The organism is Sphingomonas sp. PP-CC-1A-547 (genome assembly GCF_003610375.1).
Lineage (GTDB): Bacteria > Pseudomonadota > Alphaproteobacteria > Sphingomonadales > Sphingomonadaceae > Sphingomonas.
In genome coordinates this window covers 681,564-694,840 of sequence record NZ_RAPZ01000011.1, presented here as the reverse complement: position 1 = coordinate 694,840, position 13,277 = coordinate 681,564, and the positions used below count along the sequence as shown (strand labels likewise).

The following is a 13,277-nucleotide window of genomic DNA, read 5'->3' as shown; positions in this document are numbered from 1 at the left end:
TCGTGGTCGTCCCCTCCTCCGACAGGCTCCACGCCACCACGGTCGCCATCGACGGCATGGCCGTAATGATCGAGGGCGCGTCGGGATCGGGCAAGTCCGACCTCGCGCTGCGCCTGATCGATCGTGGCGCGATCCTCGTCAGTGACGACCAGACGCTCGTCGTGCGCGCGGGCGCAACCTTGCTCGCGCGTGCACCGACGACGATCGCCGGACGGATCGAAGTCCGCGGGATTGGCCTCCTTGCCATGCCCTATGTAGAGGACGTACCGGTCGCCCTGCTCGTCCGCCTCGGTGGCGCGATCGAACGGATGCCCGAACGCCGCGTGCGGCAAATCGCCGGAATCGACGTCCGCCAGTTCGCGGTCGATCCCTTCGAAGCCTCCGCCCCGATCAAGGTCGAACTCGCATTGCGTAATCCGGAGCCCATAGAATGACGCGTCCCAAGGACATCCTTCTCGTCACCGGCATGTCCGGGGCGGGCAAGTCCACCGTCCTCAAGACGCTGGAGGATCTCGGCTGGGAAGTGGTCGACAACCTCCCGCTGTTGCTGCTCGACCGCCTACTCGACGCACCGCTCCCCGAAGGATCGACCAACGACTCGCAGCCGCTCGCGATCGGTATCGGCGCGCGGACTCGCGATTTCGATCCCGAACGGATCGTCGGCCGCATCCGCGATCTCCGCGACCGTCATGGGCTCGAGGTCGGAATGCTGTTCCTCGATTGCTCGGGCGCCGAACTCGAACGCCGCTACTCCGAGACTCGCCGTCGCCACCCGCTCGCGCTGGACCGTCCCGCAAACGACGGTATCAGCCGCGAACGCGAATTGCTGGCGCCGCTTCGCGATTGGGCGAACCGGCTGATCGATACGACCGACATGGCCGCCAACGAACTCGCGCAACAGATCCGCGCGAGCTTTGCGGGCGGGGAACTCGGCGCGCCGACGCTGTCGATCCGCTCGTTCGGTTTCGCCCGCGGCCTGCCCCGCAACGCCGACCTAGTGTTCGACATGCGCTTCCTCCGCAATCCGCACTGGGACCCGGAGTTGCGCCCCGGCACCGGGCTCGACGCCGACGTGTCCGCCTACATCATGGACGATCCCGCCTACGAAGACGCGGTGAGTCGGATCGAAGAGCTGCTGATGCTGCTGCTTCCGCGCTACAGGGCGGAAGGCAAGTCGTATGTCACCGTCGCGTTCGGGTGTACCGGAGGGAGACACCGGTCGGTCCACGTCGCCGACCGGGTGGCGCGACGGTTGCGCGACGCGGGATTTTCGCCCAGTATCGCACACCGCGACCTGGGGGCCGCTCCACAAGATGCGCTCGAAGGATCACCGGTCGTCTTATGAGTATGAAACGCTGACATGATCGGCCTTGTTCTGGTAACACACGGTCGACTGGCCGAGGAATTCGTTCGCGCGATGATCCACGTCGTCGGCCCGCAGGAACGCGTCGCGCCGATCGCGATCGGTCCCGACGACGACATGGAGGAGCGCCGCGCGGATATCGCCGCCGCCATCCAGGCGGTAGATGTCGGGCGCGGCGTGATCGTGCTGACCGACCTGTTCGGCGGCACCCCGTCCAATCTTGCCATCTCGCTCATGGAGCGCGGGCGGATCGAAGTGATCGCGGGGATGAACCTGCCGATGCTGATCCGGCTCGGCTCGGCGCGCAAGTCGATGACCGTCGTTGCGGCGGTTGCTGCGGCGCGTGAGGCCGGGCGCAAATATATTTCGGTAGCCTCCGAGGTTCTCGGCGAGGCTGCGGCGTGAGCGAGGTCTCCCGCACGGTCCAGATCACCAACCGCCGCGGGCTCCACGCACGCGCGAGTGCGAAGTTCGTGACTCTTGCGTCGTCGCATCCGGTCGAGGTCAGCGTGACCAAGGACGGGTCGGATCACGTCACCGGCACCTCGATCATGGGACTGATGATGCTCGGCGCGGCGATGGGCGACGCGATCACGATCAGCGCGAGCGGCGATGGGGCAGAGCAGACTGTGGCGGCGCTCGCCGAACTGGTCGAAGCGAAGTTCGGCGAGGATTGACCTTCTTACTCCCCTCCCGCAGGCGGGAGGGGTTGGGGGTGGGCGCGCGCTCACCATAATCGAATCATTTGCTGAGGCCGGGAGCCCACCCCCGGCCCCTCCCGCATACGGGAGGGGAGGACAAGAATGCCCCGCGAGATAACCGCCTTTTCGAACCCGCTGATCAAGTACGTCCGCGATCTGCGCGACAAGCGGCATCGGCGTGCGGCCAGGCAATTCCTTGCCGAGGGCCTGCGCATACTGACCGAAGCGCGCGAGACCGGCCGCCTGCCCCGCACGCTGTTCTACGCCGCGGCCAGCGCGAACCACCCGCTCGTCCACGCGCTGTCGATGGACGTCGAGGATGCCGGCGGTGATTCGATCCAGACCACGCCGGACATCCTCTCGAAGCTGTCGGGCAAGGACAACCCGCAAGCGGTCGTCGGCGTATTCGACGAGTTCGACGCGACGCTCGAAGACCTCGATCGCACGACGTCGGGCATCTGGCTGGTCGCCGAACGGTTGCGCGATCCGGGCAATCTCGGCACGATCCTGCGCACCGGCGATGCGGTCGGCGCGGGCGGGCTGATCCTGATCGGTGAGTCGGTCGATCCGTTCTCGGTCGAGGCGGTCCGCGCGAGCATGGGCGCGCTGTTCACGATCCCCGTCGTGAAAACCGAGTGGGAGTTGTTCCACGCCTGGCTGCGCACCGGCCCCGGCCAGCTCGTCGGACTCAGCCTCGATACCGACACCGATTACCGGGCGGCCACCTATACCGGCCCGACCTTCCTGCTCACCGGCAACGAAGCGCAGGGCATGCCGCCCGAAATGGCCGAGGCGTGCGACGTGCTCGTCAAGATCCCGATGCTCGGCAAGGCCGACAGCCTCAACGCCGCCGTCGCGACGGCCGTGATGGCCTACGAAGTGCTTGCACGGCAGGCGAATTCCGAAACTCTCGCCTGATCCGACGAATTCGGCCCGTTTGACGATGCTTAGCGAGTCCGGTTCAGCTAAGGGAGGGGCGCGTCGTGCGAAAGCATCGACGAGATACGGCAAGACAGGACGGTTATGGTGCGCGGTTTCGACGATAGACGAGTGAAGAACGGTGCGATCCGGTCGGCGATTGCGATCGTCGCGACCCCGATGCTGATGGCGACTCCCCTGTTCGCACAACAGGTTACGCCGCCTCCGGTCGTACCGACGGTGCCTTCTGCAATGCCGACCACGACGTTGGCGCCGCCGGTCATCACAGTGCCGCCGCTGAGCGACACGCAGGCCGCGCTGCTTGACAGGCTCCTCAACGGCGACATCGTCGCGCAGGGCCTGAAATCTGCCGCTACGGCGTCGACCAACGCGCCGAGCAAGGACGAACTCGTCCGCGCCGCACTAGACCATGCGCGCGCGGTACATGCGGGCCGTCTCAGCGGTGCCGATTTCCAGAAGGATTGGGGCCTGCGTCCGCCCGCATACGATCCGACCCCGGCGTTCGCCGATGCGGTCCGTCTCGATCGGATCGCGGCGTGGTTCGCATCGCTGCCGCCGCCCTATGCGGGTTATGACGGCTTGCGTAAGGGCCTCCAGAATTATCGCTCGATCGCCGCTGCCGGTGGCTGGTCGCCGCTCGCATCCGGCCCCGACTTCACGATCGGTGCCAGCGGCTCACGCGTGGTCGCCCTGCGGAAACGTCTCGCTGCCGAGGACAAGGATGTCTCGACTAGCGGCGACAAGTTCGACTCCGCGCTAGTCGACGCAGTCCGTCGCGCGCAGCGTCGCTACGGGCTCAACCCGAGCGGCATCGTCTCGACGCAGACGCTGGCGGCGCTGAACGTGTCGGCAACCGACCGCGTCCGTCAGATCATGGCGAACATGGAGCGCTGGCGCTGGCTTCCGCAGGACCTGCCGCGCGACCGTATCCAGGTGAACATCGCCGCTGCCGTGCTGACGGTGTTCGACGGCGATACGCCGGTGCAGTCGATGCGCGCAGTGACGGGGCGTCCGGGCGACGAGACGCCGATGCTGTCCTCGACGATCCACAGCATCGTGATCAATCCGCCGTGGAACGTGCCGACGTCGATCGCGACCAAGGAGCTGTGGCCGAAGGAGAAGGCCAACCCGGGCTATTTCAAGCGCAACGGCATCAAGGTGATCGACGGCACGCGGCTTCAGCAGCAGGCCGGCGACCAGAGCGCGCTGGGCCGGTTCAAGTTCGATTTCGCCAACGACTATTCGGTCTATCTCCACGATACACCGAGCCGTGCGAAGTTCGCGAGCTTCAGCCGGCTTGCGAGCCACGGCTGCGTTCGCCTTGAAAAGCCTGCGGAACTCGCAGACCTGCTGCTCAAGGGTGATCCATCCTGGACGCCCGAGATGGTCGACGCCGCGGTCGCCAAGGGTGACACGGTCCGTGCTCGCCTGACCAAGCCTGTGTCGGTGTATCTGCTCTACTGGACCGCGTTTGCTAGCGGCAACGGCCAGATGAACTTCCGCGCCGACCCTTATAACTGGGACGGCACCCTCGCTTCCAAGATCGAGGCGCGCACCGCTCGCCAGACGATCGCCGCTCGTTGAGAGGATCAGACATGACGATTTCCAACCGCACGCGTACCGCCATTGCCGGCGGCCTGCTTGCCGCAATGGCCATGGCCGGCTGCTCACGCTCGGAGCCCGATCAGCCGCCGACCGATACCAACATGGTCGAGGATACCGGCGTCACCGAGTCCGAAGCAGCGCCGACGCCTGCTCCGGCGCCGGTCGAGACGGCACCGGTCGAGGCTCCCCCGACGGTGAACGCGGTCGAGCCGGAACGCGAACCGCCGGTCGCGCCCGACGAGCAAATGCGCGACGATGCCGATGCGACGGGTATGACGGCACGCGTGACGCGTGACGAGGCGCCGGTCGAGAACGACACCGTTCCTCAGTAGTAAACAAAACTATTCTATAACAAAGGCTTGGCAGCTTCACTTCATTGAAGCTGCCAAGCCTGTACGTTAGTCGAGCAGCAGGGGCGCGTGGCGATCGACCAGCGTCTCGCTCGCCGTATTGAGCCCGACGACTTCGACCATCGTGCCGTGACGCCGCAGCTTGGCCACCACGTCTTCCAGCGCAGCGACGGCGGTGACATCCCAAAGATGCGCGCGCGTCAGGTCGATCCGCACTGCGCGTGCAGTCTCGCGAAGATCGAAGCGGTCCGCGAAGATATCGGCGCTAGCGAAGAACACCTGACCGCCGACACGGTAGATCCGCGTGTCGCTTGCCGTGTCGTGCTCGACCGTGACGTCCATCAGCCGCGTGACCTTCCACGCGAAGAACACGCCGCTGAGCAGCACGCCGACACCGACGCCAAGCGAAAGGTCGTGCGTTGCGACGGTGACGATCACGGTTGCGACCATCACCACGCTCGACATCTTGGGATGCCGGCCGAGTTCGCGGATCGAACCCCAAGAGAAGGTGCTGATCGACACCATGATCATGATCGCGACAAGCGCCGCGACCGGCACCTGCGCGACCCATGGCCTGAGCGGCACCATGACGACCAGCAGGAACACGCCTGCGACCAGCGTCGACAGCCGTCCTCGCCCGCCATAGCGGACGTTGCCGACGGTCTGGCCGATCATGCCGCAACCGGCGATGCCACCGAATGCGCCCGCGGCGATGTTGGCGAGGCCCAGCCCGGTGCACTCGCGCGCCTTCGAACTCGTCGTCTCGGTCAGCTCGTCGACCACGCTGGCGGTCATCATCGATTCGAGCAACCCGACCGCGGCCATCGCCAGCGCATAGGGGGCAACGATCCGCAACGTGTCCCAGGTGAAGGGCACGTCCGGCAGGCCAAACGACGGCAGGGTCGACGGCAACCGCCCGAGATCACCGACCGTCTTCAGCGGCATCGGCACCCACATCGCGATCGCGGTCAGCACGACGATACAGATCAGCGGCGACGGTATTACGCTCGAGATGCGCGGCATGAGGTAGATAATCGCGAGACCGCCGGCGATCATCGCATAGGCCTGCCAACTGACGCCGACCATCTGCGGCACCTGCGCGGAGAAGATCAGGATTGCGAGTGCGTTGACAAACCCGGTGCGGACCGACTTCGAGACGAACCGCATCAGCACGTCGAGCTTGGCGAGCCCGAACGCGATCTGGAGCAGCCCTGCGAGCATCGTCGCGACCAGCAGGTATTGCAGGCCGTGGGCGTGGACCAGCGCGGCGGCCACCAGCGCAACAGAGCCGGCCGCGCCGGAGATCATAGCTGGGCGCCCGCCGGCAAAGGCGATGACGATGCCGATCACGAACGACGCGAACAGGCCGACTTCGGGATCGATGCCCGCGACGAACGAGAAGGCGATGACCTCGGGAATCAGCGCGAAGGTGCCGACCATCCCGGCGAGGATGTCGCGGCGCGCGGCGGTTGGGCCGCTGAACCATTCGGCGCGGTAACGAGAAAGAGATAAGGATGTCATGGATGTATCCGCATAGGACGCACGAACCGCGGCGCTGTCTTGGCAGGCGGTTCACCTCAGAGCGTCGTTGCGTTGTCCGGCGGATCGGCGGCCGGAATAGCCACCCGGAATTACACCGGGTCCAGGGCGAATGGGTGCTCGTTAGCGGCGCGTGAGGCTCAATGCAACATTCGGCCCAGAACCCCCGCCCGTCATCCTGACGAAAGTCAGGATCCAGAGCCACGTACGCCAGTCCGCAATTACTCTGGATCCTGACTTTCGTCAGGATGACGAAGCGTTTGGTTCAAGCTTGACCTCTCTTAAGTGAACAGATCCACCACTTCGGCCCCCTCGCCCACCGCCTGCAGCAGCAAGGTACGGTGGCAATGGCAAGGGTCGCGCTCGTAACACAGCAGCGCGCTCGGCTTCTCCGCCGCCAGCCCCAGCATGATCGCTGCCGCCGCTTGAGCCTCGGGAAGGTCAAGCTGTTCGTCATACACTGCGGTCAGCGTCGCGACGTCGCCCTTCTTGGCCGCATCGCGCCCACGCTTCGGCGTTCCCAGAGCCTTCAGGTGCACGTAATCGATCTCGACCTCGCGCAGCGACGCCGCAAGCGAGGTCTTCGAAAACCCTGGTCGTCGCGACAAAGGCAAAGCGCGGACGTCGATCACCCGCTCTACCCCCGCCGCCTTCAATGCCGCAAGGAAATCGGCCATCGTCGTGGCCTCATAGCCGATCGTGAAGATCTTCGTCGGGTCTGTCATGCAGGCGAAGTGGTATTGCGGACCTGACACGGCAAGCGTCCGACGCTATCTGACCCGAATGACCCACGATATCCATGTCATCGGCGGCGGGCTCGCCGGTTCCGAAGCCGCCTGGCAACTCGCCGAAGCCGGCCTCAAGGTCCGCTTGTCCGAAATGCGCGGCAGCGGCGAAGAGACGCCCGCGCACCAGACCGACGGCCTCGCCGAACTCGTCTGTTCGAACAGCTTCCGCTCGGACGACGCCGAGGCCAACGCGGTCGGGCTGCTCCATCAGGAACTCCGTACGCTCGGCTCACTGATCATGCGGCAGGCGGACATCCACCGCGTTCCCGCTGGCTCCGCGCTCGCCGTCGACCGCGACAATTTCTCGGCCAGCGTGACAGAGGCGATCGACCAGCATCCCAACATCACGCTCGTCCGCGAACGCATCGACGCACTACCCGACGGCCCGACGATCATCGCAACCGGTCCGCTCACCGCCGCCTCGCTTGCCGCGGGGATCGGCGCCGAGACCGGCCGCGAGGCGCTCGCCTTCTTCGATGCGCTCGCGCCGATCGTCCACCGCGACTCGATCGACATGGACACCGCGTGGTTCGCGTCGCGCTGGGACAAGGGCGAAGGCAAGGACTACATCAACTGCCCGATGGACAAGGACCAGTATCTCGCCTTCCACCAGGGCCTGATCGACGGCGAGAAGACCCCGTTCAAGGAATGGGAGAAGGACACGCCGTATTTCGACGGCTGCATGCCGATCGAGGTGATGGCGGAGCGCGGCGTCGATACGCTGCGCTATGGGCCGATGAAGCCGGTCGGGCTCGACAATCCGAAGACCGGGCGCTGGCCGCACGCGGTCGTCCAGCTTCGCCAGGACAATGCGCAGGGCACGCTGTGGAACATCGTCGGCTTCCAGACCAAGATGAAGCACGCCGACCAGGTCCGCCTGTTCCGGACGATCCCCGGCCTGGAGAACGCCGAGTTCGCGCGGTTGGGCGGTCTGCACCGCAACACCTTCATCCGCTCGCCCGAACTACTCGACGAGACGCTGCGGCTGAAGTCGCGCCCGAACATTCGTTTCGCCGGCCAGATCACCGGGTGCGAGGGTTATATCGAGAGCTGCGGGATCGGCATGCTCGCCGGACTGTTCGCGGCGGCAGAACTGACCGGCAAGACGCTGACGCCGCCGCCGTATGCCACCGCGCTCGGCGCGCTGCTCGGACACATCACCGGTGGCGCCGAAGTCGATACCTACCAGCCGATGAACGTGAACTTCGGGCTGTTCCCGCCGATCACGGGCCGCACCAAGAAGGCGGATCGCAAGCGGATGTATACCGATCGCGGCCGCGCGGCGCTCGCAGAGTGGCTCAACTCTCCTCGGCAACAGGCTGAACCGGCGGACAATTCACCCGAGCTGGCCCCTTCCGCTTGACCGCGGTCGTGGCAAATTCCGGCGCGGTCATCGCGCCGGATTTGTCACGGTCGGCGTCGGCGAACTTGGTCGTCGCCTTCACAGCCCATTCGTCGAACGACAGCTTGCCATCGCCGTCCACGTCCAGCCGCGCGTAAGCCTTGCGCCGCTGGACCAAATATTCCTCGCGCGTGATCTTGGCATCGCGGTCCTTGTCGTAGCGATCGAACCGCTTCTGCTCGCGAGTCTTTTCGGTGGCCTCAGGCGCGGCGTCAGGTAGCGGATCGGACGCGCCCGCTCCGCTGCCGACCTGTGCCACGGGTTGCGGCGGCAGTAGCGGACCCGGCCGCGCCTTTCCGCTAAAAAACATGAACCCCGCAGCGATCAACGCGATCACCGCCGCCCCACCTGCCAAGTACCGCCACATCGCCGCCGCCCCCATTGCCCAGCCTGCACGCTAGGCCTCGCCGCAGACGATCCCCATTCGATTGGTCAGTATCCGGTCAATCTGTGCCACGCCAACCGCGCGATGCGCCGTGTCGGCCCCGGCGAACCACCCATTGCTGCAGCGTTGTCGAACTGCGCCAGCAGCGCGACGGCACCCAGCGATCGGGCAGCCCGCGGCCACCGCGCCCCAAACGCCGTTTCAAACCGCGCATGGGCCAATGATCGCGCGAGTTCAGCTAGCGACGTATCCGTCACGCTTCGGGAAAGATCGACCAGCGCCCACCCTTCGCCTGCAATACCCACCCGCGGGTCCTCGACGCCAAGGATCATCGACGCCGCTTCGAACAACCGGCCGCCCCGTTCGATAGCAAAGGCTTCGATCGTCGCCGGATCTACCTCCGCCTGCAGTAACGTCTCCCAACCATCGGTCATCGCCGCGAGCGACGTTCCGGATACGCGGCCTGGCAACACCGATAGCGCAATCGCTTGCAGCACAGGCTCTTGTGGCGCGGGTGCCGAGTCCAGTCGCGTCAACGCTTCGTGCCACCAGGTCAGCCGCATCTGCCCAACCAGAGGCTCGCGCGTGGAGCGAACGATCGTCGCAAGTCGGTCATCGAGCGCAAACAGCGTTTCCAGTGCGGCGCGCGCGGCCGGCGGAGCGTAACTCAGAGCAAGGGCATGGCCCGGATCGGGGGAGGTCATGCGCCGCCCATAGCGCCCCCGATCGCGTCGATCATCCCGCATCATTCGGCATGACCTAGTTACTACCTAATTAACCATAGTTTTTGAGCCCGGCTTACGGGGTCGTACCGCATGACGCGGCGAGATCGATGATGATCCTGTCGGGATACCCATGACCACGAAGCACGGCATGCAGACGATAAAGGCGACGACGGTTCTCGGTCGGCTACGTAACGACGTGCGCGGCAATACCATCGCCATCATGGCAGCAGCGATGATCCCACTGGCTGCGCTGGCCGGTTCCGCGATCGACGTCGCGCGGCTGTATGTCGTGAAGGTCCGCCTTCAGCAGGCTTGCGATGCCGGTGCCCTCGCCGGGCGCAAATTCATGACCAGCAGCAACCTCACGTCGCTGGACAAGACCGCCACCGACCAAGCAAATGCGTTCTTCAAGAACAATTTCCGCCTCGGTTGGATGGGCACGAAGACCGCAATCTTCACGCCGTCGAAAACAACCGATCAGCAGGTCGCGGGCGTTGCCAGTTCTTCGGTTCCGATGACCATCATGAAGATGTTCGGCGCTCCCGACGTGACGCTAAGCGTAAAATGCGAAGCACGTTACGACGTTGCCGACGCCGACATCATGTTCGTCCTCGATACGACCGGGTCCATGGCTTGTACGACCGCGGACGGTACGGGGGGCTGCAGCCAGCCTGTCGTGTCCTATAGGCAAGACGACGGCAACACCGGCTACTACGTCACCGAAAAAAGCGAGTCGAAATTGTCTGGCTTGCGCAGCGCAGTGCTCAATTTCTACGATACGCTGGCAGGCAACGTCGATCCCACGACGAACATCCGCTACGGCTTCGTCACGTATACGTCTACGGTTAACGCGGGCTACGCGTTGACGAGCCTGTCCCCGGACAATCTCGTGAAAACCTGGAATTATGAGAGCCGCAGGATCATCGGCGATGCGAACAACGGCCAGGCTAGCACGACGACATACAGGAACATCACGCAATCGGTCTGCAGCGGGTATGCGGCACGGTCTCCGTCCCGCGGCTACACGACGTCGGGGACCGCAACGGCATCGACCGTGTCTTGGGCGGGGAATACCTCGACGTCTAACGTAGGAACCTGCACCGTGACGTCGCAGCCGGTCAAGCCCAACTGGTTTTACACCCAGGTCAACTACGACGTCAGCAAGTACATTACGGGCGTCGATGTTCCCGATCCGAGCAAGATCACTGGCACGACCGCGAAGTGGCAAGGCTGCGTCGAGGAGCGCACCACAACCGCAGGCGCGTCGTCGTTCAACCAGAGCAGCCTGCCCGCCGATCTCGATCCCGATCTGCCGGCGACGAATGACGACACACGCTGGCGGCCGATGTGGCCCGATGTGATTTATTACCGCGGCACAGGCACGTCGGCGACGAACAACGGCGTTACCTATGCGGGTAACAGCGCGACGCCCTATGGCGATTACTATGTCAACGCGAACGATCAGCAGATGACCGCGTACACCAATATGATCGCCAACCCGACGCCGGCCTGGAATAAGAACATATCGCTCGGTTACGTGTCCTGCGGCAAGAAGGTGCAACGCCTGGCAAAATTGTCTCGAGACGACGTCGATGATTACGTCAACGCCAGCGACTTCAAGGCACAAGGCGGCACGTATCACGATACCGGCATGATCTGGGGTACCCGGATGATCTCACCGACCGGCATCTTCGCTGCGGATACGGCACCTTGGCCGGGCCGATCCGCGCCGAACCGCTACATCGTATTCATGACTGATGGCGACATGACGCCGAACTACGACCTCTACGGAATGTATGGCATTGAACGCTACGACAAGCGTGTCACCGGCGGCAACTCTTCGGATCAACTCGACGATCACAATGCGAGGTTCGTCGCTGAATGTACTGCAGCCAAGGCGCGCAACATCAAGGTGTTCGTGGTCGGGTTCGGCCAGACGCTGACGACGCAACTGACCGCGTGCGCCTCTCCCGGGCAGGCCTATTACGCCAGCGACAATGATTCGCTGCAGGCGGCGTTCAAGTCGATCGCCAATCAGGTCGCCATGCTGCGGATCTCGAAGTGAGGAAGCTCGACATCTTTCGCTATTTCAGCAACGACCGGCGTGGCGTGACGGTGATCGAATTCGCGATGGTCCTCCCCGTCATGCTCGCCATGATCATGGGGTTGGGCGAACTGATGTATCAGGTCTATGCGCAATCGATCCTGGAAGGTGCGATCCAGAAAGCGGGTCGCGATTCAGCGATCCAGGGCGGGGCGGACAATGCTGCTGCGATCGACCAGTCCGTGCTCGACATGGTAAAGACGATCTCGTCCGGCGCCAGCTTCGTCGGTACGCCCAAGCGCGCGAACTATGCGACGTTCACTTCGGCAAAGCCCGAGCCATTCACCGATACGAACGGCAACGGCGTACGCGATGCAAAAGAGTGTTTCGACGACATCAATGGCAACGGGACGTACGACACCGATCCCGGCTCATCCGGCCAGGGCGGTGCCAACGACGTCACGCTCTACACGGTCAAGATCAGCTATCCGCGGCTCTTTCCCGTAGCCAGCTTCTTCGGTGCCGCACCCACTCAAACGATCGTCGCCAAGACGTTCTTGAAGAACCAGCCCTATGCCTCACAGTCCACCGTCACGGTGAAGAACATATGCACCTGATCACCGGATACGCCCGCGCGACGGCATTCGCCCGTCGGTTCCGTGACGATCGATCAGGGCTTGCGCTGCTCGAGTTCGCCTTCACCGCGCCTTTGGTCGTCACGCTCGGCCTATGGGGTGTCGAGACTGCCAATCTCGCGCTCGCCAATCTACGCGTCAGCCAAGTTGCGCTCAATCTTGCCGACAACGCCTCGCGCGTCGGCGTCCAGAGTACGCTGGTAACCCAGCAACTGCGCGAAGTGGATATCAACGACGTCTTTGCCGCCGCCAGGGCCCAGGGGGCGGCATGGGACCTTACCACTCGCGGACGTATTACACTGTCCAGCCTGGAGGCTGACAAGGACGGCAAGCAGACGATACACTGGCAACGGTGCCTCGGCATGAAATCCGGTGCCGGCTATGATTCGACCTATGGTCGTACGACGATATCGGGCGGCTCTCCGGCTGCTGCCGACAGCACCACCGCGCCCTATGATCCAACCGCGGGGGTTAACACCAGTATGTCAGGTGCGGACAATTCGGCATCCCATCCGGGGAGCGTCATCCCCGGTGGTATGGGCGAGACGGGTGCCAAGGTCGTATCACCCAACAATTCGGGCGTGATGTTCGTCGAGATCAATTACGACTACAAGCCGGTAGTCGGCACCGGCTGGCTGCCGAACGGGGCGGCCAAGCTCCGCTACATCGCATCGTTCATCGTCCGCGACCGGCGCGATTTCGGCCAGGTCTATAATCCGTCACCGGCGGCCACACTGATGACCTGCAACAAATATACGAGTTGAGGTGCAGCCGCCGCGCCGGGCTGCGACTGCACCACTC

General features: G+C 64.2%; 15 protein-coding genes and 1 other annotated feature. Of the genes, 11 read left to right on the top strand and 4 right to left on the bottom strand.

All coding sequences use genetic code 11. The features are described from left to right. Window positions 1-2: 2 nt before the first annotated feature. The 7 genes from C8J39_RS09520 (at window position 3) to C8J39_RS09490 (ending at window position 4,940) form a co-directional block, all read left to right on the top strand. Window positions 3-434, top strand: a complete 432-nt coding sequence (locus C8J39_RS09520; RefSeq protein WP_120300212.1) for an HPr kinase/phosphorylase — start codon at window positions 3-5, stop codon at window positions 432-434. Continuing rightward, window positions 431-1,345 carry an RNase adapter RapZ gene (gene rapZ, locus C8J39_RS09515; RefSeq protein WP_120300211.1) on the top strand — a complete coding sequence of 305 codons (915 nt, stop codon included), beginning with the start codon at window positions 431-433 and terminating at the stop codon, window positions 1,343-1,345. The genes C8J39_RS09520 and rapZ overlap by 4 nt, the downstream gene beginning before the upstream one ends. Before the next feature lie 15 nt (window positions 1,346-1,360). Then, on the top strand, window positions 1,361-1,768 hold the full coding sequence (locus C8J39_RS09510) for a PTS sugar transporter subunit IIA (protein WP_056058662.1): 408 nt from the start codon (window positions 1,361-1,363) through the stop codon (window positions 1,766-1,768). Beyond that, complete coding sequence (locus C8J39_RS09505; protein WP_093397459.1) at window positions 1,765-2,040, top strand: HPr family phosphocarrier protein; 276 nt, start codon at window positions 1,765-1,767, stop codon at window positions 2,038-2,040. Before C8J39_RS09510 ends, C8J39_RS09505 begins: the two co-directional genes overlap by 4 nt. A gap of 126 nt (window positions 2,041-2,166) precedes the next feature. Beyond that, window positions 2,167-2,982 carry an RNA methyltransferase gene (locus tag C8J39_RS09500; protein WP_120300210.1) on the top strand — a complete coding sequence of 272 codons (816 nt, stop codon included), beginning with the start codon at window positions 2,167-2,169 and terminating at the stop codon, window positions 2,980-2,982. Between the two features lie 105 nt (window positions 2,983-3,087). Continuing rightward, a complete protein-coding gene (locus tag C8J39_RS09495) occupies window positions 3,088-4,587 on the top strand; it encodes a L,D-transpeptidase family protein (protein WP_120300209.1) in 1,500 nt (499 codons plus the stop codon). Between the two features lie 11 nt (window positions 4,588-4,598). Further along, the gene (locus tag C8J39_RS09490) at window positions 4,599-4,940 is read left to right on the top strand and encodes a hypothetical protein (RefSeq protein WP_120300208.1); all 342 of its coding nucleotides are present in this window, start codon (window positions 4,599-4,601) and stop codon (window positions 4,938-4,940) included. A gap of 66 nt (window positions 4,941-5,006) precedes the next feature. On the opposite strand, the gene C8J39_RS09485 is transcribed toward C8J39_RS09490, so the two are convergent. Together C8J39_RS09485 and C8J39_RS09480 are read right to left on the bottom strand one after the other, a co-directional pair. Further along, window positions 5,007-6,479, bottom strand: coding sequence for a SulP family inorganic anion transporter (locus tag C8J39_RS09485; RefSeq protein WP_120300207.1), 1,473 nt, complete (start codon window positions 6,477-6,479; stop codon window positions 5,007-5,009). Between the two features lie 70 nt (window positions 6,480-6,549). Further along, window positions 6,550-6,605: a sequence feature (sul1 is cis-regulatory element that is thought to sense ions involved in sulfur or methionine metabolism; They are found in Alphaproteobacteria), on the bottom strand. 173 nt (window positions 6,606-6,778) lie between these two features. Next, window positions 6,779-7,222, bottom strand: a complete 444-nt coding sequence (locus tag C8J39_RS09480; protein ID WP_120300206.1) for a DUF488 family protein — start codon at window positions 7,220-7,222, stop codon at window positions 6,779-6,781. A gap of 58 nt (window positions 7,223-7,280) precedes the next feature. Here C8J39_RS09480 and trmFO point away from each other — a divergent pair, with 58 nt between their 5' ends. Further along, the gene (gene trmFO, locus C8J39_RS09475) at window positions 7,281-8,648 is read left to right on the top strand and encodes a methylenetetrahydrofolate--tRNA-(uracil(54)-C(5))-methyltransferase (FADH(2)-oxidizing) TrmFO (RefSeq protein ID WP_120300511.1); all 1,368 of its coding nucleotides are present in this window, start codon (window positions 7,281-7,283) and stop codon (window positions 8,646-8,648) included. Here the strand turns inward: trmFO and C8J39_RS09470 are convergent. Both C8J39_RS09470 and C8J39_RS09465 read right to left on the bottom strand, forming a co-directional pair. Then, on the bottom strand, window positions 8,584-8,997 hold the full coding sequence (locus C8J39_RS09470; protein ID WP_259457525.1) for an EF-hand domain-containing protein: 414 nt from the start codon (window positions 8,995-8,997) through the stop codon (window positions 8,584-8,586). The genes trmFO and C8J39_RS09470 overlap by 65 nt on opposite strands. 122 nt (window positions 8,998-9,119) lie before the next feature. After that, the gene (locus tag C8J39_RS09465; protein ID WP_120300205.1) at window positions 9,120-9,776 is read right to left on the bottom strand and encodes a squalene/phytoene synthase family protein; all 657 of its coding nucleotides are present in this window, start codon (window positions 9,774-9,776) and stop codon (window positions 9,120-9,122) included. Window positions 9,777-9,927: 151 nt separating this feature from the next. Here C8J39_RS09465 and C8J39_RS09460 point away from each other — a divergent pair, with 151 nt between their 5' ends. From C8J39_RS09460 to C8J39_RS09450, 3 genes are read left to right on the top strand one after another with little or no spacing between them, the layout of a single operon-like run. Further along, window positions 9,928-11,862 carry a TadE/TadG family type IV pilus assembly protein gene (locus tag C8J39_RS09460; protein ID WP_120300204.1) on the top strand — a complete coding sequence of 645 codons (1,935 nt, stop codon included), beginning with the start codon at window positions 9,928-9,930 and terminating at the stop codon, window positions 11,860-11,862. After that, window positions 11,859-12,458 carry a TadE/TadG family type IV pilus assembly protein gene (locus C8J39_RS09455; protein ID WP_243649832.1) on the top strand — a complete coding sequence of 200 codons (600 nt, stop codon included), beginning with the start codon at window positions 11,859-11,861 and terminating at the stop codon, window positions 12,456-12,458. The genes C8J39_RS09460 and C8J39_RS09455 overlap by 4 nt, the downstream gene beginning before the upstream one ends. Then, the gene (locus tag C8J39_RS09450) at window positions 12,449-13,240 is read left to right on the top strand and encodes a TadE/TadG family type IV pilus assembly protein (RefSeq protein ID WP_120300203.1); all 792 of its coding nucleotides are present in this window, start codon (window positions 12,449-12,451) and stop codon (window positions 13,238-13,240) included. Before C8J39_RS09455 ends, C8J39_RS09450 begins: the two co-directional genes overlap by 10 nt. Window positions 13,241-13,277 lie beyond the last annotated feature (37 nt).